Raw genomic sequence first — 703 nt, 5'->3', positions numbered from 1 at the left:
TACATGAATGGGTAACGGATATTTGGGGGATGATCGCCCTAGGTGGATTCTTCTTTATCTGTGGGCTACCTGGTTGGGCTGTTGTACGCTGGACTTTTAATTTTATTAACAAACAAGAAGGCAAAACGATAGTTGAAGTTGTGAAATATTTGAAAGAAGCAAAAGATGATCTGAAGAAGTAATTATTGGTTATTGATAAATAAGTCACATTTATTTCTTGTATGGTTGGTTTGTTGTCACTATAATCCGCGCAATTAGATTAAATGGTGAGCCTTTTCCATGCATACAATTTTGTGGGATGAAGAAAGTGTTTTCCCTGAGAAGATTCAATCTTTTAAGAAATTCTTAAAAAAATATCTAACATCACTGAATAGCACTGAACTTTTGCAGAACAAACCATTTAACTATGACTCAGAAAATGATGAATTTTTGAACCCATATATACAAGAATATTATAAGCTTTGGTCAATGGCTTAATACTGACTAAAGATGAATACTAAATTGTAATTTATACCGCCTTCGGGCGGTTTTTTTATGCCCAAAGAAAAGCCCCGATAGCGCGAACTATCGGGGCTTTTTCATATCAACCTACAAGAAAGGAGACATGATCAATCTATGTTCGAATATTCTAAACCAATAATGGAGCTCTGATAAAAGTGTCTATTGAAAAACATGGATTATGGCAAACTGTTTTTGCCTTCTT

Annotated in this window: 1 protein-coding gene and 1 pseudogene; both read left to right on the top strand. The window is 34.4% G+C overall.

Annotation, left to right across the window (positions count from 1 at the left end; genetic code table 11):
* Positions 1-182 (top strand): annotated as a pseudogene (locus D9K81_RS18230) (hypothetical protein); the annotation flags it as partial.
* Between the two features lie 97 nt (positions 183-279).
* Entirely contained in the window at positions 280-477 is a 198-nt protein-coding gene (locus D9K81_RS18225) for a hypothetical protein (RefSeq protein ID WP_120376201.1), read from the top strand.
* Positions 478-703: the final 226 nt, after the last annotated feature.

This window comes from Acinetobacter chengduensis (genome assembly GCF_003664645.1).
Classification (GTDB): domain Bacteria; phylum Pseudomonadota; class Gammaproteobacteria; order Pseudomonadales; family Moraxellaceae; genus Acinetobacter; species Acinetobacter chengduensis.
The sequence above is the reverse complement of the archived record's forward strand: the minus strand, read 5'-3'. Positions and strand labels throughout refer to the sequence as shown.

What these genes read in the sequence shown, in the direction of transcription:
- D9K81_RS18225 (WP_120376201.1), top strand. Translation starts at nt 280, where the DNA reads ATGCATACAATTTTGTGGGATGAAGAAAGTGTTTTCCCTGAGAAGATT.